A 25,746-nucleotide genomic window follows, 5' to 3' on the forward strand; every position below is an offset into this window, starting at 1 on the left:
GTCAGAACCAGTCCGGACGCATGCGCGCGTAGGAGTCCTCGCCCGTGCGGCACAGGTGGGCGAGCAGCGGCACGCGCGGCACCTCCACGGCGAACCAGTACTGCGCGGCGGCGAGCTTGCCCTCGTAGAAGGCGGTGTCCTCCGGTGAGGGAGCGCGCGCGAGGCCTTCCTTCGCGGCGGCTGCTTGCGCGAGCCAGCGCCACGCGACGGCCACCACGCTGAAGAGCTCCAGGAAGTCCGTGCTGTGGCGGAGCATCACGTCCACTTCGCCGGCCATGCCTCGCGCGCCCAGCTCCAGGGTGAGGGACGCGGCCTGCTGGAGCGCGTCCTCCAAGGCATCGCTCCACGCGGGCTCCACCCCGGCGGCGCGGGCACGGGCGGTGGTGGCGCGCACCTCCTCGTCGAGCGCCTGGAGCGCGGCGCCGCCCTCCGCCACTGCCTTGCGCCCGAGCAGGTCCAGGCCCTGGATGCCGGTGGTGCCCTCGTGGATGCTGTTGAGCTTCTGGTCTCGCAGCCACGCTTCGGGGAGGTACTCGCTGGAGTAGCCGTAGCCGCCGTGGATCTGCAGCGCGAGCGCGTTGGACTCGAAGCCCTTCTCCGCGGGGAACGTCTTGGCGATGGGCGTGAGCAGGTCCAGCAGCAGCTGCGCGCGCTTGCGCGTGGCTTCGTCCGGGGCGTGGTGGGCGAGGTCCGACTGCGTGGAGGTGAGGAGCAGGAGCGCGAGGCCGCCCTCCACGATGGCCTTCTGGCGCAGCAGCATGCGCCGCACGTCCGCGTGTTCGATGATGGGGGACTGGGCGCGCGAGGTGTCGCGGATGCCGGCGGGGCGGCCCTGGGGGCGCTCGCGCGCGTAGGCGAGTGATTCCTGGTAGGCGACGGCGGCGGTGGACACGCCGTTGAGGCCCACCATGATGCGGGCCTCGTTCATCATCTGGAACATGCAGGCGAGCCCGCGTCCGGGCTGGCCCACGAGCCAGCCGTGACAGTCATGGGACTCGCCGAAGTTGAGGACGAGGCTGGGCAGGCCGCGCCAGCCAATCTTGTGGATGACGCCGGCCACCTGGACGTCGTTGGGGACGAGGGTGTCTCCCTGGGGCCTGCGCGAGGGCACGGCGAAGAGGGACACGCCGCGCGTACCGCCCTCGGCGCCCTCGATGCGGGCGAGGGTGAGGTGCACGATGTTGTCGGTGAAGTCCTGGTCGCCCCCGCTGATGAAGATTTTCGAGCCCTGGAGCCGGTACGTGCCGTCCGGCGCGGGCGTGGCGCGCGTCTTCACGTCCGCGAGGCTGCTGCCGGCCTGGGGCTCGGTGAGCGCCATGGTGCCGGTCCACTCGCCCCGGTACATCCGGGTCATGAAGGTGTCGCGCAGGAAGGGCGTGCCGAAGACTTCCAGCAGGTGCGCGGCGCCGAGGGTGAGGCCCAGGTAGCCATAGGCGCTCAGGTTGGCGGCCATGAGGTAGGCGCTGGCCACGGCGTGCACGGTGAGGGGGAGCTGTTGGCCGCCGACGTCGGCCGGGCGGGTGGCGGTGAGCAGGCCCAGGTCGGCCATGCCGGCGTAGAGCGAGCGCATGGCGGGGTGGACGCGCACGCGGCCGTGTTCGAAGACGGGCGGGGCGGCGTCCATGGGCCGGTAGGTGGGAGCGAGCACCTCGCGGGCGAAGCGGCGGGTGCTGTCCAGGAGGAGCGTGAAGGTGTCACGCGAGTGCTCCTGGAAGGCCGGCAGCGCGCAGAGGGCGGCGGTGTCCAGCGCCTCGTAGAGCTGGAAGTCCACGTCGCGGTCCGACAGCAGGGGATTGGGGCGGGGCACGCTCATGCCCGGGTTCCCTACCAGGACGCGATGGGGCCGTCGAAGTCATCGTGCGACGGGCATTCACCGTTGGACGCGGGTGGGGCTTCCGGGCGGGGAGCGTGCGGGGGCAGCGAGGGCTTGGGCTTTCCGGCGGGGGAGGGGGGGCTGTGCGGGTCGATGCCGGTGTCTGGCATTGGTGCACCTCCGTGTGGGGTGTCCCGGCGATTCCCGTCTGAAGGTGGGGCTCATGTCTGTCCATTGCCGGGCGGGGACGGTCGGGGAGGCAAGGTCCCGCAGGGCGTGTCGGCCCGGGCCTGCGGGAGGGGCGGGCGCGACGCACCGTTGGAGGTGGAGGTATTTTCCGATGATCATCGTCGGCTCGATGCTGGTGGGAGTCCTGGTCATGTTGCTGGTGATGGGTGGGGTCATCATGGGGGGCGTGCTCGCGCACAAGAACGCGCGCGACGACGAGGCGCGGTGGGCGAGGGAAAACGCAGAGCTCGCGGCGCGGCACGAGAGGGACAGGTCCGGACCCATGGGTGGGGAACCCGTGCACGCGTGAAGGCGTGAGGCGCATTCCTCGCGAGGATGCGCCGTGCGCTTCGTGCTGCCGTCACTGCTGGGGCTGTGGGTGGGGTGTGCGGATGGACGACTCCGCCCGCACCGGAAGTTCCCGCAGGCGACGCTGTGTCTACCGGGGCCGCGGAGCGTAGTAGCGACGCAGCCAGCGGCTGAGTCCATCCAGGCCGGGGAAGAGGACGCGCTCGGTGATGTTCGCCTGGTCGAGCTTGTCTCGTATCTCCCACTTGAGCGACGCCGGCACCACCAGCCTGCGCACGCCGTGGTGCTGGTGCCCCAGGAAGTCGTTCAGGCTCAGCCCCGGCCCGTTCATCACCGAGAACAGCGCGAACTGGTTCACGATGCGCGCGTCCAACGACGGCGGCTCGAAGAACAACACGAACGGATGCTCCCCCAGCCCGTCGAACGTCGGCAGGTCCTGCGCCACCGACGCCAACATCTCCGCCGTGAACACGTCCGCCCCCTCCACCCGCAACTGCTCACGCAGCGGCCGGGGCAGCTGCTCGTTCGTCTTGTGGTAGTCCACGCACCAGACCGCCCCGTCCTCCTCCATCAGGTCCACGCGCTCCGTCATGAAGTGCAGGGCCACATAGGGACTGAACGTCCAGTCGAGCAGCCGCGTCGGCATCCCGTGGTGCTGCGCCAGCGCCAGCCAGTCCCAGATGGACGTCAGGCGCTCCGTGCCCGGGACGCCCCGCGCGTACTTGCGGAAGGCCCGTAGCAGATCCCTCTCCTGCCGCACGAACGCCCCCTGGCGGTTCAGCGTCGCCGTCAAATCCAACGTCGCGTTCGGAACGCCCCGGAACACGAAGCTCGTGCGGAACCGGTGCAGGGGCTCGTTCCACGAGCCCGCGAACATCAGGTCCTGCAACTCCAACCAGGATGTGACTCGCCGCTCCTGCATCCGCTGGCCCCTCGCCGCCTGACAAGGTGGACCCTGCCCTTCAGGAACGCAGCGGCGGGCCCGGCGGGAGACGGCGCCGGACGCCCCTCCCGCCCGCTCCCCCTCCCAGCGGAGGGGCGCGCCAGCGGGCAGGACGCCCGGCCGTCTCCATCACGGAAACTGAAACAGAGACATCTCAGGGCTGCCCGAAGTCCGCGGGCTGCGTGAAGGCATACGAGCTGGCGCCCGGCGCCTTGTCCTGCTGGAACAAGGGGCACTTGGCGCAGGTGAAGCTCTCCCAATCCTGGCGGACCGCCACGTCGATGCATCCGCCGTAGAAGCGGCAGTGCACGTTGCGGTGCTCCTCGATGGAGAACGTCTCAGCCCGCAGCGGAGGGTGGAACCTGGTGGGACGCGGCTGTGGACAAGGCATGGGATTCTCTCTAGCCCCCCTCGTGGGTGCTGATTCCCTCTACTGACCGGTGCGTCGCGTCATTCCCGGCGTGCCGCTGTCCGGACACTGAACGCTTGCACCCCGGCTCATCGCTGCCAGCAGAAGACCGTGTGGGTGCGACACATTCAAAAGGCACAACAGCCTAATGACGTCGGGCGTCCCGGGCCCGCCCCGCCAGGATGTCTGCCTTCACGCGGAGCAACCAGCCGGGCAGGCCGTCGGAATCTTCACGCCTGGAGCGCTTTCCCGCGAGAATGCGGCGCGTGAGCTCCCCCGCCCGACCCCCTCGTGCTTCCTCCCGCTGGCTGAGCGCCCTGGCGCTCCTGTCCCTGGTGCTGCTCAGCGGCTGTTCCGCCTTCTCCCGCGCCGTGCGCGAGGGGGACGGCGCCGTGAAGGAGCGCCACTGGGCGGAGGCGGAGGCGGCCTACCTGCGCGCCCTGGCCGCGGACCCGGGGGCCTCCGAGGTCACCGTGAAGCTGCGCGCGGTGCGCAAGGCGTGGGGCGCGGAGGTGTACCAGGAGGCCGGCGCCGCCCATGCCTCCGGGGACCTGCCGTCCGCCACCAAGCTGCTGGTGCGAGTGCTGGAGCTGGACCCCGACCATGACGGTGCCCGCGCGCTGCTCGCCCAGACGCTGGAGGCGCGCGTGCAGGTGGCATTGGGGCTGCTCAAGGAGGAGAAGCTCCAGGATGCCCGCGCGGAGCTGGACGCGGTGCTCGCCGTGGCGCCGGACCACGTGAATGCGCGCAAGGGCGTGGACGCCGTGCAGGTGGCGTGGGCGAAGCGCTTCTTCTCCAGCGCGGAGTCACTGGAGAAGGCCGGCAAGCTGGGCAACGCGCTCGTGGCCTACGTGCGCGCGGACCAGGAGCGCGTGGGCGCCACCGCCGCCCGCGAGCGCGCGGAGGCCGTGCGGCAGAAGCTGCGCGACGAGGTGGCCTTCCTGGTGGTGGCCACCCCCGTGGAGGACAACGCCCAGGCCCCGGATGTCGCCCAGCGGCTGAGCGCGGGACGGCTGGCCGCGGCGCTCCCCACGCAGCTGCCCCTGAAGGTCGTGACGGAGGCGCCCCCGGGCCGCGTGGGCGTGAAGCTGGACCTGGCCCTGGAGCGCGTGCTGCCGCTCAAGGCGGTGGAGGAGTCCCAGCGCAGCCAGCGCTACCTCGCGGGCAACCGCTCCGTGCCCAACCCCAAGCGCGCTGAGTACGAGAAGAAGCTGTTGGAGGCGGAGCGCACCCTGGAGGGCGTGGAGCGCAAGCAGGCCGCCGTGCTGCGCGAGTACCTCAAGGCCCAGCTGGAGCTGGGCACGCTTCGCGACGTCGCCGAGCGCTGCCGCGAGCGGGAGAAGCGCGAGTGCCGCAAGGCCATCCAGGAGTGCGGCGAGGAGGCCCGCGACGCGAAGAGCCCGGGCAAGGTGCCGGGCGAGTGCGACCCGGAGCGCTGCTCCGGCCAGTGCACCCAGGACGAGGGCCTGATGACGATGAAGGCCAAGGCGACGCGCGTGCTGGAGGTGGCGGTGCAGGTGGCGCTGGACAAGGCGGAGTCCCAGCGCACCGAGGTGCAGCGCAACCGCGACGCCGTCTTCCGTGAGCCCATCACCGTGGAGGAGCCCATGTATTCGGACTTCGTCTACGACGTGCAGCTGCACCGGCTCACCGTGACGGCCACCGTGACGTCGGTGATGCGCGACCTGCTGACGCCCCAGCAGGTGGCCGCGCCGAACACGCAGGACTACGCGGTGCTGCACGAGGACCTGGCGCACAAGGGGTATGACCGCTACGGCGTGCTCGCGGACCCCGTGCAGCTGCGCAACGAGCTGGAGCTGCGCGTGGACGCGGGCGACAAGGCCGTCCAGGACGTGGCCCGGCACGTGAAGGAGCGCTTCGACCTGTACCGCGGCAAGCGCGTGGAGGACGCCCGGCGCGGCATGGTGCGCCCCGGCGCGGAGGACGTGGTGGAGACGGCCGTGCGCGCGCTGCTGCTCACCGCGGACGCGCCCCCGCAGGACATCCTCCAGCCCGTCGCCCGCGCGCGCGGCCTCACGAAGCCGGAGGCCCTGCTGGGCGTGGGGCAGTAGCCCCGGTCAGTCCAGGCTGGCGCTCATCTCCGGGCGCTCCAGCCGCAGCGTCTCCACCCGGCGCCGGCGCGCGCCCGCGATGGTCAGGTGCCACGCGGCCGCGGCCAGCCCCACGCAGAAGCAGCCCGCCCACAGCGCGCGGCCGCCCACGTGGCCCAGCATCGCGCCTCCCAGCGCGGGGGCGATGCTGGAGGCCAGGCCCCACATCATGTGGTACGCGCCCTGGTAGCTGCCGCGCAGCTCCGCCGGCGCCAGGTCCGCCACCACCGACGGCGCCACCGGCGAGTGGACGATCTCCCCCAGCGTCCACACCGCCACCGCGGCCATCGCCAGCGGCACCGTGGCTGGTAGCGCGTGCAGCCCGAAGCCCACGGCGGTGAGCACGCCCGCCACCGCCAGCGCGGTGGAGCGCCGCACCCGGGCCACCCCGCGCACGACGAACGGCTGGAGCGCGACGATGAGCACGCCGTTGACGGACATCACCAGCCCGTACTGGGCGGGCGTCAGCCCCTGCTGGGTGAGCGTCAGCGGCAGGCTCATGAAGCTCTGGTGGAAGAGCAGCGCCAGCGCGAACACCGGCAGGCAGAAGGCCAGGTACACGCCGTCGCGGAAGGGCGACAGCACCGCCCCCAGCGGCGAGTGGGACGCGTGCGCCGCCCGCGCCTCCGCGGGCCGCGTCTCCGGCACGAACGCCCAGACGCAGCAGCCGTAGAGGAACGTGGTCACCGCGTCCGCGATGAAGAGCAGCCGGTAGCCCAGCCCCGCCAGGAGGCCCGCCAGCGGCAGCGCGATGGCGAAGCCCAGGTTGATGACCCAGTAGAGCAACCCGTACGCGCGCGCCCGGTCCCGGGGCGCCACCAGGTCCGCCACCGCCGCGGACACCGCCGGCCGGTAGAGGTCTCCCAGGATGCCCAGGAGGAAGGCCGCCACCGCGATGCTTCCCGGCGTCTCCGAGTGGCCGATGAACAGCATGGCCCCCGACCCCAGCCACAGGCCCCCCGCGAGCGTCAGCCGCCGGCCCACCCGGTCCGCGAGCATGCCTCCCAGGGGCGCCGCCAGCACCGCGCCCGCGCCGTTGAGCGCCACGATGAAGCCCGCCTGCTCCACGCTGAAGCCGCGCTCGCGCGTGAGGTAGAGCGCCAGGAACGGCGCGACGAAGGACCCCAGCCGGTTCACGAAGGTGCCCACCCACAGGACCCAGTACGTCCGTGGCAGGCCACCTCCGCCCAGCGCTCTCAACACCATGGCAACGGGATTCATGGAGGATGCCCGACGGCCGTGGGAGGGACGCCTGACCGGGGCGTCCGCCAGCATGCGCCCGCGCCCCGCCCGTTTCCATGCGCGCTCCGTCACACGCGGGCGGTTGGAACCTCATGCATTCCAGTCGCGCGCGAAACGCGACTTCCCGGTACGTCCTTCATGGCGCTGGACATCCCCTCCGGGCTCCTCCAGGTTGCCGCGCCAACCCACACCGGGAAAGGCGGGCATGGGGCAGGTCATCGGACTCCTGGGGGTGTGCCTCCTGTTGGGCGTGGTGGCGCGCCGGAGCGGCCGGTTCCCGGAAGGGACGGCGCCCGCGTTCAACGCCTTCCTGCTCAATGTGTCCCTGCCCGCGCTGGTGCTGCGCGCCATGCACCGGCTGGAGTTCGCGCCCGGGCTGCTGGTGGCCGCCGCGGCGCCGTGGCTGCTCTTCGCGGGGGCGGTGCTCTTCATGCGGGTGCTCGGGCCCCGGCTGGGCCTGGCGCGCGAGTCGGTGGCGGCGCTCATCCTCACCGCGGGCCTGGGCAACACGGCCTTCGTGGGGCTGCCCATGGCCACCGCGCTCCTGGGGCCCCCGGCGGTGCCGGTGGCGGTGGTGGCGGATCAGCTGGGCTCGTTCCTGGTGCTGGCGACGCTGGCCACGCTCACGGCGGCGCGGGCCCGCGCCCAGGCGTCGCTGTCCGTCCGCACGCTCGCGCGCAAGGTGCTGCTGTTCACCCCGTTCCAGACGCTGGTGGTGGCGCTGCTCTTGCGCCCCTTCGCCTTCCCGGACTGGCTGGAGTCCGTGCTGCAGCGGCTGGGTGACCTGCTCACGCCGCTGGCGCTGTTCATCGTGGGCTTCCAGCTGCGGCTGAAGGGGATTGGTTCGCGTGCGCCGGCGCTCGCGCTGGGGCTGTCCTACAAGCTGGTGCTCGCGCCGCTGGCGGTGCTGGGCGTGCTGATGTTCCTGCCAGGGCTGGCGCTGGTGGTGAGGCAGACCGCGGTGCTCCAGGTCGCCATGGCGCCCATGGTGACGGCGGCCATCCTCGCGGCCGAGCACGATCTGGATCCGGAGCTGGCGGTGCTGATGGTGGGCGTGGGCATCCCGCTGTCCTTCTTCACCGCGCCGTTGCTCGTGTCGCTGGTGCACTGACGCCCGCGCGGCAGGAGGCGGCGCGTGGGTTTCTCGCGCGGTGCCCTCCGTGCGGTCGCACGGGCGTTCTCGTCATCGCCGCGCCGGGGAGCGTGCCCCCCGGGCGGGTGGTCATCGTGGTGATGCGGCGCCCGGGTTCAGGCGAGCGCCGTGGTCTGGAAGGAGAGCTCGACGCCGTTGGGCTTCACGCGCATCTGCGGACGCGACAGCACATGGCACTGCGGGCAGTAGCCGTGTGCGCCGGCCGGCGTGGCCCGGATGGAGACCGCGCCGCCGCACATCATGCAGCCCTCGGGAAGATCGAAGTCCGCGAACCGCTCTCCGCTCTGGGTCTCGAATTGGGTCATGCCCTTGAGTTAACGCAGGATCCGCCCGACACAAGCCGACCTGTCTCGCCCGCGAGGACCTGGTGTGGCGCCTTGCCCCACCTCTCCGGGACAGAAGACAGCCCTCCGGGGCAGCCCTGCAAACGTTACCGGTCCCGCCGCCCACTGCTCACCCGCCGACACCGCAACCCCTTGGGCGGGCTTGCGGGCGCTGGCACGGGGATTTCATGGCGCACCCCCTCGGACAGCAACGGGCCGGGGGAGGCGTGGGATGGGTGCAGGGAACACAGTGAAGGTCATGTGCGACCGGAAGGGCTGGCGGGTGGAGGTGGCCCATGCGGGGGGCTTGCGGCGCTACCGCTATGGAAGCGAGGCCCAGGCGCGCTACTTCGCGGCGGTGTTCGAGCTGGGGCCGAGCGTGCTGCCCCCCAAGAACCATGCGCGAAGGCGGCAGGGACCCCGCTTGGCTCTACCCAATGAGGCTTCTTTCGGAGAGGCTTGGCTTCATGAGTGATGCTCCCAAGGCCAAGTCCTTCCCCCTCCCCAACCGGCAGCACGTCACCAAGGAACCGGATCCGGGCGGCCGTTGGTCCGCGCAGTTCCCGGACATGATTGGCTACTCCAGCCAGGGCGGCGGCAAGGTGCCGGCCGACTTCGGGTGGAACACCAACCCCAAGCAGTGGCAGGAGGAGCTGACGCCGGAGACGCTGGCGGCGCGCTACGAGGAACTGCGCGTGCTGCCTCCGAAGCAGGAGGTCCCCGTGCTTCCCGCGCCCACGCCGGCCTCGCCCACGAAGCCCTGAGGCGTCCAGCCGCTCGCTTCCAGGGCCCGGAGCTTCCGGGCCCTGTCGAGGCACGGCTCCCTAGCTGAACGGCAGGCTGGCCAGCCGCTCGCGGAAGCGGGCGAGCAGGTCGCGCGCGCCGGCCTCGTCGAGCCCGGCCGCGGCCTCCTGGCGGCCCTTGCGCAGGAACGCGTCGAAGGGCGCCGAGCGACCCGAGAGCGCGCCCGCCGCCGCCACCGCCTCCTCCAGCACGCGCGCGGCGCCGGGAGAGCCCAGCTCCAGGTGCATCTCCACCTGCTCCAGCTTCGCCCCGCTCGCGGCCCACACCGCGCGGTCGTGCACGGTGAGCCACGTGCGGGTCAGCTCGTCCATCGCCTCGTCCATCAGCGCGAGGAAGGGCTCCACCAGCCCGGGCAGCACCTCCGGCCCCAGCTCGGCGCGCTCGCCCGCCTCGCGCAGCCGGCCCCTCGCCGCGACGATTTCGCGCTTGGTGGGCGTCCTCAGCGCGAGCGTCGCGGGCAGGGACACGAACGCGGCCAGGCTCTCCTCGGCCTGCCTCGCCAGCGCGGGCCGCTGGGCGTCCGTGGCCTTCGCGGCGCGCTCCAGCCGGCCCTGCAGCGAGCGGCGCAGGTCCGCGGCCGCGCCCCTGAGGGCGACGCGCGCGCCCATCTGGTTCGCGTAGCCGGGCACCACGTCCTCGCGGCGCACGTCCGCGAAGGCCGCGGCGGTGAGGTACACGAGGTCGCCGATGCGATTGCGGAAGTCCGCGCGCGACGCGGCCAGTTCCGACATCAGCGTCCAGCGGTCGCTCACCACCTCCGGCCGGCGCATCTGCACGCCCAGCTCCTGCACGCGCTTGGACAGGCGCTCCGCGCTGGCGTGCAGCACGGCCTCGGCTTCCTGTGACAGGCGCTCGTCGGAGCTCGCGGGCGGCGGGGCCCAGCCGCCGTCGTTCGATGAGGCGGAGCGCGCGGGCGGCGGGAAGGCGTCGCGGATGGCGGCCACCAGCTTGTTGACGTCCATCAGCGTCTCGCCGATGGCGGGCGCCATCGTCTCCCAGAGGGACAGGTCCGCGGCGTCGTCGGGTTCTGCGGTGGTGGGCTCGTACTTCACGATGTTCAGGTGTCCCAGCCGGTCGATGGCGACGGCGGCCGCCTGGTAGACCTTGTGCAGTCGCGCCGCGAAGTCGCGGTCCATCAAGGCTTCGAGCAGCGCATCCAGGCGGGGCGGCAGGGCATCCAGCGGGGGACGGTTCTTCGACGCGACGGCCATGGCGCTTCACCCTAGCGCAGCCACTCCGCGGATACGTCATCGGGGGGAGGTGGGGACCGGCTTCCCGCTTTCCGGCGTACAGTGGGAAGACGGGGAGAAAACGCATGACAGGTGGCATCCAGCGCCGGCGATGGGTGGCCGGAGGGGTCGGCTTGTTGCTTCTGGGGGGAGGCCTGGCCTTCATGGCTTCCGGGCGGTGTCTGTCCGCCTGGGTGTTCCAGGGCGTGGAGACGCCGGAGTGTCCGGACGGGGAGTTCCGCCAGACGGTGAGCGTGTCCGCCAACGGCCTCGCGCGCGGCGCCTCCAGCCGGGTGAATGTCTGGGCGCTGGCGCACGGCGTGGACGACAAGGGCCGAGCGTTCCAGGCCCCCGTCATCCGGGGCTCCGCGGCGCTGTTCCTGGTGGACGCGGCCGGCAAGGAGACACCGCTGCCGCTGGACGCAGACGGCCATTGGGAGCGCGGCGAAACGGGGGCCCTCGCGGCGCCGGTGTCGCTGCCGCAGGTGCCGGACGGCGACTACCAGCTGCGCGCGCGCGTCACCACGCCGCTGGGCGCCGGAGCGGTGGAGGCACCCTTGCCACTGTACGCGCCCGCGCGGGTGCGCGTGCTCACCGACCGGCCCCTCTACGAGCCCGGGCACCGGGTGCGCTTCCGCGCGGTGGCGCTGCGCGCGAAGGACCTGTCGCCGCTCGATGGGCGGCCGGGGACGTGGAAGGTGACGGACCCCTCCGGTGAGGTGGTGCTGGAGGAGCGCGCGCCCGCGGGCAGCTGGGGCGTGGTGGCGGGGGACTTCCCGCTGGACCGGGGCGCGCTCACGGGCACGTGGACGGTGTCGTGGAACAGTGGTGGCGCCTCTGGCGTCGCGCGCTTCACGGTGGAGCCCTTCACGCTGCCGCGCTTGCGGTTGGAGGCGAAGAGCTCGCGGCCCTTCTGGCGCGCCAACGACACGCCGGAGGTGACGGGACAGGTGTCGTACGCGTCCGGCGCGCCGGTGGCGGACACGGAGGTGACGCTGACGTGGAGCCACGCGGGTGGATGGCCTCCGCCGACGGAGTGGCTGCGGGGCGAGCTGCCGGCGAAGGCGCGCACGGACGCCGCCGGCCGCTTCCGCGTGACGCTGCCGCGCGTGCCCCAGGACCTGCGCGGACAGGCCACGCTGAGCGCGAGCGTGGAGGCGAAGGACCCCACGGGTGAGCCGGTGCGCGGCGCCGTGTCGCTCCTGTTGTCCGAGGACGCGCTGGCCGTGTCCTCCGTGACGGAGCTGGAGGACGGGCTGGTGGCGGGCTTCAGCAACCGCGTCTACCTGCGCGCCACCACCGCCTCCGGGCAGGTGTTGCCGGGCGCGGAGGTGACGGTGACGCGCGCGTGGGATCCGCGAGACAGGGGCGTGAGCGCGGTGGCGGACGAGGACGGCGTGGCCGCCTTCCAGTTGGATCCAGGCCCCGCGGTGAACGTGGTGGTGCCGCCCTTGCCGGTGCGCGTGCCGCCGCGTCCTCCGCCCGTGTCGTTGCTGTCGTCCCGGGACCTGCTGGGCACGCAGGCGGGACAGTCGTCACTGGAGGATCAATTGGCGCTGGAGCGGCTGCTGCCCGCGCTGCATCCTTGCGCGCGCTTCGTCTCCGTCTCCGGGAGTGGCTCCACGGCGGAGTTCGCCGTGCGGGTGGGCGCGTCCGGGCAGGTGCTGGACGTGGCGGGAGCGGACGAGGGCTTGGAGGCGTGCGTGGCGTCGGCGCTGCGCGCGAAGGGCCTGCCCCCGGGCGCGGAGCGGATGCTCCAGCTGAGCTTCCGGGTCCAGGACCCGGGCCTGCCGTCGCTGCGGTGGAGCACGGCGACCGCGCAGGGAGATGACCGGGGCGTGAGCGAGGGGCTGGCCGTCGCCGCGCTGGATGCGCGCGCGTGCCTGCCGCCCGCGTTGGACCGCGTCGTGGCCGTGCCCGCCGCGCTGACGTGGCGGCGGTGGGCGGACAGGCCGGAGCTGGCGGTGTCGTGGCTGCCGGAGCCCACGGGTGAGGGCGCGCTGCCCGCGGCGGCGCTGGCCTGCGTGAAGGAGCGCTTCGCCCGCATCCGCATCCCGGCCCAGACCCCGTCGGACGTCCAGGCGGGACGGCGGCCGCCGGAGGCCATGGGCGTGGTGCGCTTCATCGCGCAGCCCACGTATGGCGGAAACGGCATCCCCCATCCGCCCCAGCCCACCACGTTCCTGGGCTACGAGCTGAAGGTCCAGGCGAGGTGGGACGGCCGGGACATGGGGGAGACGAAGCTCGTGCTGCGCTCGGCGAGCCTGCCGCCGCTGCGCCTGCGCGCGACGCCGGTCCTGGCGAAGGCGGGCGAGCCCGTGAAGGTGGAGCTGCTTCGCGGCCCTGGCTTCACGGGCGAGGTGCCCGCGACCCTGGAGCTGGTGGCGGGACAGACGCGGCTCAAGGAGAAGGTGGATCCGGCCACGCGCTCGGCGCGCTTCACGCTGCCCCAGGACTTCGAGGGTTGGGCGCAGGTGGAGAGCATGGCGGCGACCGCGCGCGTGTACGTGGCGCCTCGCGCGTCGCTGTCGGTGGAGGTGTCGCCGGACAAGCCCGCGTACGCGCCCGGGGAGCTGGCGCACCTCCAGGTCCACACGCGCGTGGACGGGAAGGACGGGGAAGCGGCGGTCGGCCTCTTCGGCGTGGACGAGACGCTGTCCCAGCTGGCGCCGCTGCCGGGCGCGGACGCGCTGGACGGGCTGCGGCCCTCGCCGTCGGTGGCCATGCCGGCCTTTGGCGTGCTGGACGGCCAGGCGCTGGCCATGGGGCGGATCCGGGGCGCGAACGCGGCCGCGGCGGCGCTCCTGCGCGTGACGGCGGTGCCCACGTTGGAGGACGTGGAGACGCCCATGACGGCGAGCGCCACGAGCCCCTTCTCCCCGGACGCGGAGCTCACGGAGCCCTTCTACGCGGTGCTGACGGAGCTGCACGCGCGCACGCGCAAGTGGGAGGAGAGCGCGCCCGAGGGTGAGACGCTGGACCCCGCGGGGCTCGCCCGGCTGTGGTCGGAGTCACTGGCCGCGTGCGAGCAGCGCGGGCAGAAGGTGACGGATGCGTTCGGCCGCAAGCTGCGGCTGTCGCGGCTGCCGGAGGACCTGCTGGCCCTGACGGATCCGCGCGCGGTGGTGGTGAGTGGAACGCGGTTGCCAGAGGACGTCGTGAACTGGGGCGCGTGGGTCGCCCGGGAGGCGCCATGAAGCAGCGTTCGTGGATGTCCGGGGCCGCGGGCTTCGGGGTGGGATTCGTGCTGGGCGGGGTGACGCTCGCGCTGGTGGCGGGGGACGTCATCCGCCGCACCATGGGGCAGAGCGCCGCCGCGCTCGCGGGCGATGGGATGGTCGTGGCCATGCGCCCACCAGGCCCCGGTGGAGTGGATGGCCTGCAGCGCAAGGCGATGAGGAACTTCGGCTCGTCGAACGCCTATGACGACGAGGGGGGAACGCTGGGAGGCGGCGGACGGGCCGAGGCTCCGATGGCCGCCGCGCCCGTGCTCGAGGAGATGGCGGCGCCCCCGGAGATGGATGCGATGGCGAAGGAGCGTGGGGGCGCCCAGGACGGCGCGGCCGCGCCCACCCGCGCGTGGTTCCCGGAGACGTTCCTCTTCGAGCCGCTGGTGGTGACGGACGCGAACGGCGCGGCGACGGTGCCGGTGCGCGTGCCGGACCGGCTGACGCAGTGGCGGGTGCTGGCGCTCGCGCACTCTCGCTCCGGCGCGCAGGCGGGGGCGGTGACGTCCTTCGCGGGCACGCTGCCCACGTACGTGGATCCGGTGCTGCCGCCGTTCCTGCGCGCGGGCGACACGGTGCGCCTGCCGGTGCAGGTGGTGAACACCACCGACAAGGCGGTGGAGGCGGCGCTCAAGGTGGACGTGACGGGCGCGCAGGTGGAGTCCGGCGCTCGCACGGTGCGGGTGCCCGCGCGCGGCAGCGTGGTGGAGGCGGTGACGGTGAAGGCCGCAGGCGCGGGGCCGGTGACGGTGCGTGCGTCGCTGGGAGACACGGACGCGGTGGTGCGCGACTTCGACGTGTGGGCCACCGGGCAGCCCGTGGTCCAGGCGCGCGGCGGTTCACTGGCCGCGCCGCGCACGCTGACCCTGGTGGGCCCCTCGGACGCGCAGGCCGGCAGCGAGCGGGTGCGCTTGCAGGTGTACCCGGGCGCGCTGGGCGTGGTGCGCGCGGAGCTGGCGGCGGTGGAGCGCCGGCCGGTGGACGTGGCCGGGGACGCGTACGCGCTCCTGCTCGCGGGCCAGGCGCCGGAGCTCTTGAAGGCGCTGGGCGAGACGACGGACCCCTCCGCGCTCAAGGCGGTGTCGCTGATGGCGACGCAGCGGGTGCTCCGCGCGGCGCGGGCTCCCTCGGTGGACGTGGCGACGCGGCTCGCCGAGGGCGCGCTGGCCCACCCGGACAACCCGGTGCTCGCGAGGCTGGGCGAGCGGCTGGTGGCGCAGGTGGCCCAGGCGCAGCGGCCGGACGGCACCTGCCAGGGCGGTGACGGCTGGACGCTCCAGCGGCTGCTGGTGGCGACGGCGGACTGCGCCCGCACGGTGCGCGCGGCGTCAGGGACCCCGGAGGGCAGGCGGCGCTCGGCGGCCTTCTCCGTGCGCGCGGCGGGCGTCTTCGAGCGCTACCTGCCGCAGGTGAACGACGGCTACACCGCGGCGGTGCTGCTGGCGGAGGGCGCGGCGGAGGGCAGCGTGGCGGACGCCCTGCGCGCCCGCGTGCGCGGGGCGCTGAAGTCCGCGCCGGATGGCACCGCGTGGCTGCCGGTGGAGCCGGACACGGTCCGCGCGGACGGGCAGGAGCCCTCGGAGGCGGAGGCCACGGCGATGGCGGTGCTCGCCCTCCAGGGCGATGCGAAGGCGCCGCTTGCGGACCTGGGAGCCTGGCTGCTCGCGCACTACACGCCGGGCCTGGGCTGGGGGGATGGGCAGGCCAACCGAGTGGGGTTGCGCGCGGCGCTCGTCCTCTTCAAGGACCCGTTGCCGGCCCGGGTGCGCGTGACGGTGGCGCGCGACGGGCAGGTCGTCACGGAGGGCACCTACGACACGAAGGCGCTGCGCGAGGTGCTGGCCATGGAGGCCGCCGCGCCAGGCTCGGCGGGGACGCACGCGTGGACCGTGCGCGCGGAGCCAGCGGTGCCGGGGCTGGGCTTCTCCCTGGCGCTGTCCGCGGCGGTGCCGTGGAAGCGCGAGACCCGGGGCGGCCTGCAGCTGGCCGTGACGGGGCCGAAGGAGGCGCGCGTGGGGCAGCTGTCGAACGTGCGCGTCCAGCTGGCGGCGCCCGCGTCGCTGCCGCTGCGCTTCCAGCAGGACCTGCCCGCGGGCGTGCAGGTGGACCCCGCGAGCCTGGCCGCGCTCGTCGACTCCGGCCAGGTGACCTCCTGGGATGTGCGGGATGGAGCAGTGTCCCTGGACCTTCCTCCCAGGGAACAGGGCGCGCCGGTGCAGGTGGAGTTCCGCGTGCTGCCCACGCTCGCCGGGACGTTGCAGGCGGGCGCGGCGCGACTGGACGTGCCCGGCCGCTCGGACCTCACCGCGTCGCTGCCGCCCGCCACCTGGGCCGTGCGCTGAAGCCCTCCGGCGCCGTGGGGTCATTCCCCACTCACGGCGCCGGTGCAGGCCCCTTTCCGTCCCGCCTTGGGGGCGGTTGGAATGCGCGGCGGTAGCGCGGCAGGGGCCCGGCCCGCCAGGCGCTTCAGGCCCGGTGCAATCGCTGCCCGCATGCGTACACTGCTAATCGCATGGCGGGCGGAGATTGCGCGCGGCCGCGAGAGGAAACGGATGGAGCTTGAAGGCTCCGAACAGGAGGAACTGACCCACGCCCTCCTGGGCGCGTTCACCTCGGTGGAGGAGCTCCTCCGGATGGTCGAGGTGAAATGCGGCCGCAGCCTGGTGGCCCCCGTCGAACGGGAGGGGGCGGCGCGGGCGCGGGCGCTCGTGCACACCGCGGAGGCGGAAGGGTGGACGGACGTGCTGGTGCGCGGCGCGCACGCGGCGGCGCCGAGCCACCCGCGCATCCGCCGCTTCCTGCAGAGCTACCTGTCCTCCGTGCAGCGCAGCGTGTCCGGCAGTGCCCTGGCGCGCATCGTCCAACAGTCCAGGCTGGCCCTGTCACCGGCGGCCTGGCGCGACCGGCTGACGACGCTGTCGCGGCGCGTGTGCCGCGTGGAGCTGGAGGGAGGCCGTGCGCTGGGCACGGGCTTCCTGGTGGCGCCGGACGTGGTGCTGACGAACTCGCACGTCATCGAGCACCGGCTGCTGGAGGCGCTGCGCGTGCGCTTCGACCTGAAGGTGCTGCCGGACCGCATCGCGCTGCACCCCGGCCGCGTGTTCGCGGTGACGGCGTGCCTGGCGCAGAGTCCGCACAGCCCGGCGGACCTGATGCACCCGCGGCCGCGCGAGGCCACGCGCGACGAGCTGGACTACGCCTTCCTGCAGATCCAGGACGCCCCCGGCGAGGACCGGGTGGGGGACCGGCCGCGCGGCTTCATCCCGCTGGCTCCGTCGTCGCCTGCGGCGTTCGCGCCCGGCGCGCTGGCGCTGGTGGTGCAGCACCCGAAGGGCCGGCCCATGCAGGTGGCGCTGGACACGTTCCAGGCGATCAACCGCTCACACACGCGCGTCACGTACTGCACCAACACGCACCCGGGCTCGTCGGGGTCGCCCTGCTTCACGCCGGACCTGGAGCTGGTGGCGCTGCATCACAGCGGAGACCCGCGCCCCGGCCACGAATCCGCCGAGGACGACGAGGGCATCCCCCTGGACACCATCCGCTCCAGCCTGTCCTCCACCGTGCTGCGCCGCCTGGGCTGGGAGTGAAGCGCCGCGTGGCCGCTACACACCTGTGAATGGCGTCGGACATGCGGGGCCGGGGGAGGGGACTGCTATCGTCCCCGCGCATGAGCCTTCCCGCTCGACGTCTCATGGCCGCGAAGGTCCTGCTCTGCACGGGCGTGACGCTGGCGTGGGCCGTCCTCTGCCTGCTGCCCATGCTCGCGGACGCGGCGCCGCGCTTCGGCCTCGCGGGCCTGTCCTCCAACAACGAGGTGCGCCTGCGCACGTCCACCGCCCATCTGGAGACGGTGCTGCGTGTGGACCTGCTGGCGCCGGTGACGGACGCGTCTCCGGAGGCACCGCGCGACGCGGGCACGGAGGCCGCGCGGGTGACGGTGCTGGTGGATCCGCTGCTCGCGGCGGACGGCACGCAGGTGCCGGTGACGGTGCGCGTGGGCACGGCGGAGGGCGCGGCGGAGCTGCCCATCTCCGTGCGGCAGCCGGTGACGGTGACGCTGTCCGCGGACCTGCCCGCCGCCGGTGACTACCACGGCCGCGTGGTGCTGCTGGGCGACGGCACGCGGGAGGTCACCCCGCTCCTCGTGCAGCGCGTGGCGTCCGCGCCCACGGTGCAGTTCTATCCGGTGGCCCCCGCGCGCGGCTGGACGCTGGGGCCGTTCTCCGGAAGAGCCACGGTGCGGCTCACCTTCCGGGAGACCTCGGGCGTGGGCGGCGCCGTGGGCCCCGCGTCGGTGGTGCAGCTGGACCGCAAGGCGGGCGGCGGGGACGGCGCGGCGCCCGTGCAGGCGCAGGACGCGAAGTGGCTCTTCCGGGGGCCGGACGGCCTGCCGCAGGGCCCGGGGAAGGAGGGCGTCCTCCAGGTGCCCGCCTACGGCACCGGCCTCTTGAGCGTGGACGTGGACGACCTGCCGGAGTCCGGTGAGTACACCGGCACGGTGCGGCTGCTCGTGCCGGAGGGCGCGGCGGTGGAGCAGGCGTTCACCGTCTGGGTGAAGACGCCCGCGATGTTCGGCGCGTTCCTCATCTTCCTGGGCGTGGTGACGTCCGCGGCGGTGCGCTTCTACGTGCAGCGCGTGCGCCCTCGCGTGAACCTGCGCGACCGCGCGGAGGCCGCGCGCCAGAAGCTCCAATCGCTGGTGCCCGCCCGTCCGCTGGAGCAGGAGGCCACCGTGGCCGCGTCGCTGCGCCGCCAGGTGGACGCGCTCCTCGCGAACATCCAGCGCCCCTTGAGCGGGCTCGTCGTGCAGGACTCCGTGCTCGCGCTCTTCGAGGCGCGGCTCCAGCTCTTCTCCCTCTGGTCCGTCCTGCTGCGGCAGCTGGAGGGGCTCAAGGGCGTGGCGCTGCTGGACGCGGAGCGCAAGCTCAAGGCGGTGGAGACGCTGCTCCAGAATGATCAGGCCACGTCCGCGGACTTCACCGAGCAGGCGCAGATGCTGCGCACGCTCGACCTGGAGTCGGTGGCCCGCGCGGTGCTGGAGGCGCGGCTGACGGAGCTGGAGCAGCAGGCGCGGACGCTGGCCTCCCAGCGCGGGGATGATCCGGTGAGCCGCAGGCTCCAGGGGGAGCTGCCCCTGTACGTGCTGCGCGCGCGCCAGCAGCTGCCGGGGCCCGACCTGGAGGCGTCGCACCGGCTGGTGGAGACCGCGCGCGAGGCGTTCCTCGAAATCCTCGTGGCGGACCTGGAGGGCGCCCTCACCGTGAAGCAGCTGCCCGGCGGCTTCACGCAGGAGGAGTGGGCGGCGCTGCGCCTGCGCGTGGGCGAGCAGCTGGCCCGGGCGCGGGCCCGCGTGCACGCCAGCGTGGACGAGGCGTACCTCTACTACCAGGCCGCGTACGCGCTGTACCTGCGCGAGCTGGTGGACAACCTGGAGGAGGCGCTGACGCAGCTCCAGGCGCAGTCCGGCGGCGGGCTGAACACGAGCGCGGACTGGCGGACGGAGGTGGAAGCGCGGTTGGCGGCGGCGCGCGCGCTCCTGGACAAGGGCGAGGCGAACCTGGCCGCGCCGGAGTACCGCGCCGCCCGCGAGGACTTCGCGCGCCACGTCACGGCCCCGCCCCCCGCGGTCGCCCTGGGCGGCCGGAGCGGCCTGGAGCGCGTCCCCGCCGAAGTGTCGCTGGACCCCTTCTCGCAGCCGGCCCCGGGCGCGCCCCCGCCGCCCGCGCCGCTGCCCGGAGGGCCCGCCAGCGGGAACCTCTCCCCCCTGCCGCCGCCGTCCACCAAGGCGAGCACCGACGCGCTGGTGAACCTGGACTGGATTCCCCTGCCGCGCTCGCGCGACCTGTGGAAGGTGGAGCTCGCGGTGCTGGGGATGATGTCCATCATCGCCGTGCTGCTGGGGCTCCAGGTGCTGGACGTCTTCGCGCCCACGTGGGGCGGCTCCGGCGCGTGGATGACCGCCTTCCTCTGGGGCTTCGGCCTGCACCAGGTGGGCAACGCCACGTTCGACGGGCTGTGGGGCATGGTGTCGCGGCTGGAGAAGTAGCCTTCAGGCCTTCCGGCCGCGGATGGCGCGCGCGGCCAGCCGGTCCACCAGCGACGGCGCCACCAGCTTGAGCACCTGTCCCACGCGGCCGGTGAGCGTCATCACCAGCTCGCGCTCGCGGCGCTCCATGGCGCGCAGGATGAGCGCCACACAGGTGTCCACGTCCATGGTGGGGCCGGACTCGTCGCGGGGGCTCTGGCCCAGGGGCTGGCCCTCCGGCCCCAGCGCGTGCGCGCGGATGTCCGTGGCCACGAAGCCCGGCGACACCACGAGCACGTCCGTGCCGGTGCCCAACAGTTCGATGCGCAGCGAATCGAAGAAGCCCTGCATGGCGTGCTTGCTGCCGGCGTAGCCGGTGCGCATGGGCACGCCCGTCTTGCCCGTCAGCGACGACACGGCGACGAGCAGTCCCTTGCGCGCCTTGATGTGCGGCAGCGCGTGGAAGGTGCAGTGCACCGCGCCCAGGTAGTTGATGCGGATGAGGCGCTCGTAGAGGCCCAGGTCCTTCACGTCCTCGAAGCGCGAGTGCATGGTGATGCCCGCGTTGTTGACGAGCACGTCCACGCCGCCGAACGCCTCCACCGTGCGCTCCACCAGCCGGCGGCACGCCTCCGGGTCGCCCACGTCGGTGGGCACCGCCAGCGCCTTGCCGCCCGCGGCCTCGCACCGCGCCTTCACGCGCTCCAGCGCCTGGGCATCCCGCGCCGCCAGCGCCACGTTCGCGCCCCGTCCGGCCAGGGCCACCGACAGCGCCTCGCCGATGCCCGCGGAGGCACCGGTGACAATCACGGTCTTTCCTTGCATGCCGCCCATCCTCTCAGGGGCGCGGCCCTTCAGCCATGGCCTCCCGTGAAGGCCTCCGCGAAGTGGAGCCCGCCAATGAGCAGCAGCCCGCAGAGAAAGCCCACCAGGCGCTGGCGCGCGTCCGGGCCCCGGCGCATCTCCGGCAGCAGGTCCACCGCGCCGATGTAGAGGAACGAGCCTCCGGCGATGGCCAGCACCGTGCCCTGGAGCGACGGCAGCATCCGGGTGCCCAGGAGCACCCCCGCCGCGCCAATCGCGGCGGTGAGCTGCACCCCCGCCAGCGCGACGAGCGACCCCCCGCGAGACCAGCCCGCGGCGCGCAGGAGCGCGTAGTCGCCCACCTCCTGCGGAAGCTCATGGACGATGACGGCGAACGCGGTGGCGATGCCCGCCTGCGGCGACACGAGGAAGGCCGCCGCCACCGCCGCCCCGTCGCCCACGTTGTGCAGCGCGTCCGACGCCAGCAGGGTGACGGGCAGCGTGGGCGTGCCCGGGTGCGCATGGTGGCCGTGCGCGTGTCCGGCGGCGGCCTCCGCGTGGTGGGGGTGATGGCCCAGCGCCCACTCCAGGAGCGCCAGCGCGACGAAGCTGGCGAAGGCCCACGTGAAGGTCGCCGCGCCCTGGACCTCCACCGCCTGCGGCAGCACCTCCAGGAACACCGCGCTCAACAACGTGCCGGCGGCGAAGGCCACCAGCGCGGGCAGCCGCTGGTGCAGCCAACGCTCGGAGAGCACACCGCCCGCGAGCCCTGCCAGACCGTCCAGTCCCACGGCGATGAGGACGAACAGGACGGTGTGCGACTCCATCAGGGGGCCATCAGCCACGCGAGCACGGCCTGGGGGCTGTCCACGTGCACGAAGTGGCCGGCGTCCGGCAGGAAGGCCACGGGGCAGCCGCCGTCCTCCAGGCGCCGGGCGCTCTCGTCGGACACGTACCGGCTGCGCCCGCCGCGGATGCAGCGCAGGGGCGGGTGCACGGGGCGCTCCACCGCGGGCCAGAGGTCCTCGCCGTTGACGCGCCGGTGCAGGCGTTGGAGCGCTTCGCGGTCGAAGCGCCAGCGCACGCCGTCACCGTCCGGCGCCAGGTTCATGAGCAGCCAGTCCGACAGCGACTCCGACAGGCCATTGCCGGTGAGGCTCGCGCGCAGCTCCTTGCGGCTGTCCGCGCGCGGCGGGGCCTTCAGGAGGATGTCCAGCACATAGCCGCTCTCCGACAGGTCCAGCGGCACGGGGCCCGGCGCGATGTCGAGCAGCGCCACGCTGCGCACGTGCTCGGAGGCCTCCAGGCTGGCGGCGAGCGACACGCGTCCCCCCAGCGAGTGGCCCACCCAGTCCACGGGGCCCTGGAAGCCCTTCGCTTCGAGCGTGTCCACCACGTCGCGCGCGAGCGTGGCCAGGTCCGCGTCCGGGGACAGGGCCGGGGAGGTGCCGTGGCCGGTGAGGTCGGGCAGCAGGATGCGGCGGCGCGGATCCGCCTGCGTCCACGCGACGGCGAGCGAGCGCAGGTTGCGGCCCGTCCCGAGGAAGCCGTGCAGCATCACCGTGAGCACGTCGCCCGTGCCCACCTGGAAACTTTCGAGCACCACGCCACCACCACCTTGTGTCGCATGCCTTGACCTGGGGGCACGCCTGCCGCTTCATACCGCGAAGCCCCCTTTCGTCGAGGTGAACCCGATGGCATCCGTCTCCTGGTTGTTGCTGGCGCTCGGCGCCAACCCCGTCGCTGCTCCGGCCGCGGCCCAGGCTCCGGCAGACCCGAAGGTCGCGGTGGCCACGGTGCTGGACGACTGGCACCGCGCGGCCGCGGTGGCGAACGAGGCGCGCTACTTCGCGTACTTCACCCCGGACGCGGTCTTCATGGGCACGGACGGGGAGGAGCGCTGGACGGTGGACCAGTTCCGCGCGTGGGCGAAGCCCTACTTCACCAAGGGGCAGGCCTGGTCGTTCAAGTCGGTGTCCCGCAACGTGTTCTTCTCCAAGGACGGCCAGCTGGCCTGGTTCGACGAGTCGTTGGATACGCCCAACCTGGGCCCCGCGCGCGGCAGCGGCGTGCTGGTGAAGGACGCGTCCGGCTGGAAGATCGCCCAGTACAACCTCTCCGTCCCCATCCCCAACGACTTGATGGGCGAGGTGACGAACCGCATCGCCACGTACTCCAAGGCCAAGGTGGCCACACCGTCCGCGCCAGCACAGAAGCCTGCCCAGGCGCCCACCCCGCCGCCCGCGAAGGCGTCCGCGAAGAAGCCCTGACGCTTGCCTGCCTGCGTCATGGCCCGGCTCCATGACAGAACCATGACAAACGCATGGCGGAGCTGAGGCCCTCCGTGACGTCCTACGCTGTAGGTTGGCGTCCTTCGCTGCTCTGTACTGGAGGCCCCAACGCATGCGTGTCATCACCCCCGACCTTCTTGTCGCGGCCGTGACGGAACTCTCCCGGGGATCGAAGCTGGTCCGACTGAAGGACGTTCTGGCGTGGTGTGAGTGGAACGGGGTGGATGCCCAGGGAGATGGCCTCCGGAACCAGGCGCTGTGGGAAGCGGAGCGCGCCGAGGTCCGGGGGCAGCACCGGCTGCTGAAGTTCAAGAGCGGCGAGTGCAAGCAGTCCCGGCTGGGGTGGGCGCTCATCGCCCATGGAGCCAAGGCGCGGGAGCTGGCGACGGACCTGCGCTGGTGTGAACAGGTGTGGAATGGCGTGGACTGGGAGTGGCAGGGCGGCATCGCGCCCGTCCCCGAGCGCCGCCCCAACCGCGTCCGGAATGTGGAAGAGGCGCCCGCCTCCCCGTGAGCCCGGGACGTGCTTAAGTTCGGGCAGGCACCCTCCCGCGAGGAGGGTTTCTCCATGAACAATCCCGAACTCGAGCGCCTCATCTCAGAGAATCAGTTCCACCCCAACGTTGAATGGCGCCTCGTTCCTGGAAAGGGACGGGGCGTTTTCGCGCGCCGGTTCCTGCCGAAGGGCACGCTCGTGGAGTGGGCGCCCATCAGCCGCTTCCCCGCGAGCGACCTCAAGCCGGTGGACCACCGCGACTGCCAGGCGCAACACCATGTCTTCACCTGGGGCTCCGAGCCTGGCCGGGAGAAGGCATACGCGTGGGGCATGCTGGCGCTCTACAACCACTCGAAGACGCCCAACGTGGAGCTCATCGACGGGCCGGTGCCGGACACGGGCGCGGCCGTCGCGCTGCGCGACATCCAGCCCGGCGAGGAGCTCTGCCTGGACTACGGCATCACCTGGTTCGAGACGCACTGAAGCGCTGATGTGAGCGGCGAGGCGAACCCCGCCCGCGGCGGTGCTGCCGCGGGCAGCCAGGGATACTTCGCTCCAGGGCATGGCCTCACCTCGTGGAGGGATGTTCACCGGATATCGGTTCCGGCAACATTCCCTCTCATGCAAGGTGGGGTGCGGAAGTGACCATGGACAGACGGTGCGGTTCCTGGGCCAGGCGCTGTCGCCGGAGCGGGATGACCCTCCTGGTGGCAGGGAGTCTGTTCTTCGTGGGGGCTGTGTCATGGGGCGCCGGGCCCGACCGCTGGAAGGCGGCTCGCGACGAGCAGGGGTCCGCCGAAAAACAGCGCGCTGAAGCCCGTCAGGCATTGATGCATGCGCTGACGCCTCCTGTCCGCGCGGGAGGGTCCACCCAGGTCTGGCTTCAGCGCGTGGACGAAGTCCTCGCCCGTGCCGAGGAGGCCGGCAAGGTCTCCGGGGATGCGGAGCTGACGGCGCGAGCAGCCGAGGCGGCCACCTGGGCGCGGGAGGAGCGCCGGAAGATTCCCCTGATAGGGGCCGAGCGCGCAGTGGTCCTCCAGTTGCTCCACCTCTCCGCGGAGCCCTCCGCGCGGATCATCACCTGGGAGCGGGACTCCGTGGTGCTCCACTGCGCGATGGAGGCCGAGCGCTGCGTGGGGGTCTATCTGGTGGGCCGGGCCCGCGAGGGCCGCGTGCTCAATGCCCCCGAGCAGGCGGAGCAGACCGCGGCGCTGCTGACACAGGCCCTCGGGCAGCCCGCGCAGCTCCCCGCGCCGCCCGCGAGGGAAGGGGGCAGGGTGCCCACGACGTCGAGCTGGAAGGCGGGAGAGGTCCCCGTTGTCGCCCGGTGGAGGAGTTCGGACTTGATGGAGCTGCGCGTGGGGAGCGTGAAGCCATGACCACGAAATCGCCGGGCCTGCTGTCTGTCAGTTCCGCGCTGCTCGCGTTGATCAGCGGCGCCGCGCCCTCGGGGCTCCTCGCCCCTCGCGCGGAGACCTCCCATGACCCGCTTCGGCGGCGTGAGGAGGAGGACTCCCATCACGAGCTCCTCCTGGTGGAGCCTTCCGAGGGAGCCCCGGTCCTGCTCGCGGGGCATCGTTCGCACCGCTCCCATTCCTCACACCGCAGCCACTACTCCGGAAGCGGTGGGGGGTCCCGCAGCTACATTCCCAGCTACGAGCCTCCGGCTCCCACCCGGGCCCCAGCTCCCAGCGCTCCGTCCACGTCCTCCACCTCGTCCCCTTCGCCCAGCAGCGAGGCGAAGAAGACGACCGAGCCGCCGCCTCGCGCGCCCAAGCCGGCTCGCGTCTCCTTCGTGGCGTTCCCGGGCGGCCGGATCTTCGTGGACGACAAGGCGGCGGGGCAGGACGTGACGGCCCCCATGGAGTTGTCCGCGGGGACGCACTCCGTGCGCGTGGAGAACCGCTTCGTCGGGCGGATCACGATCGACGTCGAACTGCTCGAAGGGCAGACCGGAGAGGTGAAGCTTGAGTGGTAGTGCCATGGCTTCGCCGTCCGTGGAGGAGGCCCTGCGCTTCCAGGACGGGCGTATCCCGCTCACGCTCGACCTGCGCGTCTACCGCCTCACCGCCGTGCAGAAGGCCAGCTACCGCTTCGCGGAGCACTTCACGGTCCTCCTGGGAGCTCCGGAGGAACACCGCCTCTCGGTCACCTGCCTCTTCCGGCCAGACACCCGAGAACCGGAGGCGCTCGATGCCGTCCGTCGCTATTTCCAGGAGCTGTTGGACCAGGAACTGCGCGAGCAGATTGGAGAGGAGACCCGGGCGGTTCGCGCGTTGATCCTCGCCCAGGCCTTCTCGCGGACCAACCTCATCCGGCGGGACTGAGGGACGCCC

The 25,746-nt window shown here is 72.9% G+C and carries 23 protein-coding genes; 14 read left to right on the top strand and 9 right to left on the bottom strand.

From position 1 onward, the window contains the following. Position 1: 1 nt before the first annotated feature. Positions 2 to 1,813 (bottom strand): acyl-CoA dehydrogenase, encoded by a 1,812-nt coding sequence (locus KYK13_RS03365; RefSeq protein ID WP_223641904.1) that lies wholly within the window; start codon positions 1,811 to 1,813, stop codon positions 2 to 4. Between the two features lie 340 nt (positions 1,814 to 2,153). Between KYK13_RS03365 and KYK13_RS03370 the strand changes: the two genes are divergently transcribed. Beyond that, a complete protein-coding gene (locus KYK13_RS03370; RefSeq protein WP_223641905.1) occupies positions 2,154 to 2,351 on the top strand; it encodes a hypothetical protein in 198 nt (65 codons plus the stop codon). 129 nt (positions 2,352 to 2,480) lie between these two features. Here the strand turns inward: KYK13_RS03370 and KYK13_RS03375 are convergent, their stop codons facing one another. Then, a complete protein-coding gene (locus KYK13_RS03375) occupies positions 2,481 to 3,272 on the bottom strand; it encodes an FRG domain-containing protein (RefSeq protein WP_223641906.1) in 792 nt (263 codons plus the stop codon). Positions 3,273 to 3,447: 175 nt separating this feature from the next. Further along, positions 3,448 to 3,684 (bottom strand): hypothetical protein, encoded by a 237-nt coding sequence (locus KYK13_RS03380; protein ID WP_223641907.1) that lies wholly within the window; start codon positions 3,682 to 3,684, stop codon positions 3,448 to 3,450. Between the two features lie 275 nt (positions 3,685 to 3,959). Here KYK13_RS03380 and traC point away from each other — a divergent pair, with 275 nt between their 5' ends. Beyond that, the gene (gene traC, locus KYK13_RS03385) at positions 3,960 to 5,774 is read left to right on the top strand and encodes an outer membrane exchange accessory lipoprotein TraC (protein ID WP_223641908.1); all 1,815 of its coding nucleotides are present in this window, start codon (positions 3,960 to 3,962) and stop codon (positions 5,772 to 5,774) included. Between the two features lie 6 nt (positions 5,775 to 5,780). Here traC and KYK13_RS03390 read toward each other — a convergent pair whose 3' ends face one another. Next, entirely contained in the window at positions 5,781 to 7,034 is a 1,254-nt protein-coding gene (locus KYK13_RS03390) for an MFS transporter (RefSeq protein WP_223641910.1), read from the bottom strand. 226 nt (positions 7,035 to 7,260) lie between these two features. Between KYK13_RS03390 and KYK13_RS03395 the strand changes: the two genes are divergently transcribed. Next, on the top strand, positions 7,261 to 8,166 hold the full coding sequence (locus KYK13_RS03395) for an AEC family transporter (RefSeq protein WP_223641912.1): 906 nt from the start codon (positions 7,261 to 7,263) through the stop codon (positions 8,164 to 8,166). A gap of 137 nt (positions 8,167 to 8,303) precedes the next feature. On the opposite strand, the gene KYK13_RS03400 is transcribed toward KYK13_RS03395, so the two are convergent. After that, positions 8,304 to 8,513, bottom strand: a complete 210-nt coding sequence (locus KYK13_RS03400) for a hypothetical protein (protein WP_223641913.1) — start codon at positions 8,511 to 8,513, stop codon at positions 8,304 to 8,306. Positions 8,514 to 8,998: 485 nt separating this feature from the next. Between KYK13_RS03400 and KYK13_RS03405 the strand changes: the two genes are divergently transcribed. After that, the gene (locus KYK13_RS03405) at positions 8,999 to 9,295 is read left to right on the top strand and encodes a hypothetical protein (protein WP_223641914.1); all 297 of its coding nucleotides are present in this window, start codon (positions 8,999 to 9,001) and stop codon (positions 9,293 to 9,295) included. Positions 9,296 to 9,355: 60 nt separating this feature from the next. On the opposite strand, the gene KYK13_RS03410 is transcribed toward KYK13_RS03405, so the two are convergent. Further along, positions 9,356 to 10,546, bottom strand: coding sequence for a hypothetical protein (locus KYK13_RS03410; RefSeq protein ID WP_223641915.1), 1,191 nt, complete (start codon positions 10,544 to 10,546; stop codon positions 9,356 to 9,358). 182 nt (positions 10,547 to 10,728) lie between these two features. Here KYK13_RS03410 and KYK13_RS03415 point away from each other — a divergent pair, with 182 nt between their 5' ends. The 4 genes from KYK13_RS03415 (at position 10,729) to KYK13_RS03430 (ending at position 19,840) form a co-directional block, all read left to right on the top strand. Continuing rightward, positions 10,729 to 13,761 carry an MG2 domain-containing protein gene (locus KYK13_RS03415; RefSeq protein ID WP_370645281.1) on the top strand — a complete coding sequence of 1,011 codons (3,033 nt, stop codon included), beginning with the start codon at positions 10,729 to 10,731 and terminating at the stop codon, positions 13,759 to 13,761. Further along, a complete protein-coding gene (locus tag KYK13_RS03420; RefSeq protein WP_223641917.1) occupies positions 13,758 to 16,133 on the top strand; it encodes an alpha-2-macroglobulin family protein in 2,376 nt (791 codons plus the stop codon). The genes KYK13_RS03415 and KYK13_RS03420 overlap by 4 nt, the downstream gene beginning before the upstream one ends. Before the next feature lie 210 nt (positions 16,134 to 16,343). Beyond that, positions 16,344 to 17,381, top strand: a complete 1,038-nt coding sequence (locus tag KYK13_RS03425) for a trypsin-like peptidase domain-containing protein (protein ID WP_223641918.1) — start codon at positions 16,344 to 16,346, stop codon at positions 17,379 to 17,381. Positions 17,382 to 17,485: 104 nt separating this feature from the next. Continuing rightward, positions 17,486 to 19,840 carry a hypothetical protein gene (locus KYK13_RS03430; RefSeq protein ID WP_223641919.1) on the top strand — a complete coding sequence of 785 codons (2,355 nt, stop codon included), beginning with the start codon at positions 17,486 to 17,488 and terminating at the stop codon, positions 19,838 to 19,840. A 3-nt stretch (positions 19,841 to 19,843) separates the two neighbouring features. Here KYK13_RS03430 and KYK13_RS03435 read toward each other — a convergent pair whose 3' ends face one another. From KYK13_RS03435 to KYK13_RS03445, 3 genes are read right to left on the bottom strand one after another with little or no spacing between them, the layout of a single operon-like run. Next, positions 19,844 to 20,653 (bottom strand): SDR family oxidoreductase, encoded by an 810-nt coding sequence (locus tag KYK13_RS03435; RefSeq protein WP_223641920.1) that lies wholly within the window; start codon positions 20,651 to 20,653, stop codon positions 19,844 to 19,846. Positions 20,654 to 20,673: 20 nt separating this feature from the next. Further along, the gene (locus KYK13_RS03440; protein WP_223641921.1) at positions 20,674 to 21,468 is read right to left on the bottom strand and encodes a ZIP family metal transporter; all 795 of its coding nucleotides are present in this window, start codon (positions 21,466 to 21,468) and stop codon (positions 20,674 to 20,676) included. After that, entirely contained in the window at positions 21,450 to 22,229 is a 780-nt protein-coding gene (locus tag KYK13_RS03445) for an alpha/beta fold hydrolase (RefSeq protein ID WP_223641922.1), read from the bottom strand. Before KYK13_RS03445 ends, KYK13_RS03440 begins: the two co-directional genes overlap by 19 nt. An 88-nt stretch (positions 22,230 to 22,317) precedes the next feature. Here KYK13_RS03445 and KYK13_RS03450 point away from each other — a divergent pair, with 88 nt between their 5' ends. The 6 genes from KYK13_RS03450 to hxsD all read left to right on the top strand — a co-directional run bounded on the left by KYK13_RS03450 (position 22,318) and on the right by hxsD (position 25,737). Then, the gene (locus KYK13_RS03450; protein ID WP_223641923.1) at positions 22,318 to 22,893 is read left to right on the top strand and encodes a nuclear transport factor 2 family protein; all 576 of its coding nucleotides are present in this window, start codon (positions 22,318 to 22,320) and stop codon (positions 22,891 to 22,893) included. Between the two features lie 133 nt (positions 22,894 to 23,026). Further along, positions 23,027 to 23,428 (top strand): hypothetical protein, encoded by a 402-nt coding sequence (locus tag KYK13_RS03455; protein ID WP_223641924.1) that lies wholly within the window; start codon positions 23,027 to 23,029, stop codon positions 23,426 to 23,428. Positions 23,429 to 23,482: 54 nt separating this feature from the next. Continuing rightward, the gene (locus tag KYK13_RS03460) at positions 23,483 to 23,893 is read left to right on the top strand and encodes an SET domain-containing protein (protein WP_223641925.1); all 411 of its coding nucleotides are present in this window, start codon (positions 23,483 to 23,485) and stop codon (positions 23,891 to 23,893) included. Between the two features lie 407 nt (positions 23,894 to 24,300). Further along, positions 24,301 to 24,789 (top strand): hypothetical protein, encoded by a 489-nt coding sequence (locus KYK13_RS03465; protein ID WP_223641926.1) that lies wholly within the window; start codon positions 24,301 to 24,303, stop codon positions 24,787 to 24,789. After that, positions 24,786 to 25,388 (top strand): hypothetical protein, encoded by a 603-nt coding sequence (locus KYK13_RS03470; RefSeq protein WP_223641928.1) that lies wholly within the window; start codon positions 24,786 to 24,788, stop codon positions 25,386 to 25,388. Before KYK13_RS03465 ends, KYK13_RS03470 begins: the two co-directional genes overlap by 4 nt. 4 nt (positions 25,389 to 25,392) lie before the next feature. Continuing rightward, a complete protein-coding gene (gene hxsD / locus KYK13_RS03475) occupies positions 25,393 to 25,737 on the top strand; it encodes a His-Xaa-Ser system protein HxsD (RefSeq protein WP_223641930.1) in 345 nt (114 codons plus the stop codon). Positions 25,738 to 25,746 lie beyond the last annotated feature (9 nt).

Origin of the sequence: Corallococcus sp. EGB (genome assembly GCF_019968905.1) — a bacterium.
GTDB lineage: Bacteria > Myxococcota > Myxococcia > Myxococcales > Myxococcaceae > Corallococcus.